Genomic DNA, 438 nt, shown 5'->3' with positions numbered 1-438 from the left:
GTCCTTAACCTGGGTGTCCTGATGACCGCAAAAAGGGCACTTCATCAGGCGGTTATCCGTAGATCGGGAAGCGGTGCGTCAACTCTCGCACCTGGGCCGCGACGCCCGCAACCACGGCCGGATCGGCTTCGTCGCCGCCGTTCATCGACGAGACGACGTCGGCGATCCAGTGACCGATCTGCTTGAACTCTTCCTCGCCGAAGCCGCGCGTGGTGCCGGCCGGGGTGCCCAGGCGGACGCCCGAGGTGACGGTGAAGGGGGCGGTGTCGAACGGGACGCCGTTCTTGTTGCAGGTCATCAGCGCTTTTTCGAGCTCATGCTCGGTCGCCTTGCCGGTCACGCCCTTGGGCCGCAGGTCGACCAGGGCCAGGTGGCTCTCGGTGCCGCCCGAGACGATGGCCAGGCCGCGCTCGATCAGGACGCCGGACAGGGCCTGGG

Annotated in this window: 1 pseudogene; it reads right to left on the bottom strand. The window is 67.4% G+C overall.

From position 1 onward, the window contains the following. Positions 1-52: 52 nt before the first annotated feature. Positions 53-438 (bottom strand): annotated as a pseudogene (gene glyA, locus JWG43_RS20905) (serine hydroxymethyltransferase); the annotation flags it as partial.

Source organism: Desulfobulbus alkaliphilus, from assembly GCF_016918545.1.
GTDB classification, from domain to species: Bacteria; Desulfobacterota; Desulfobulbia; order Desulfobulbales; family Desulfobulbaceae; genus Desulfobulbus; species Desulfobulbus alkaliphilus.
The sequence above is the reverse complement of the archived record's forward strand: the minus strand, read 5'-3'. Positions and strand labels throughout refer to the sequence as shown.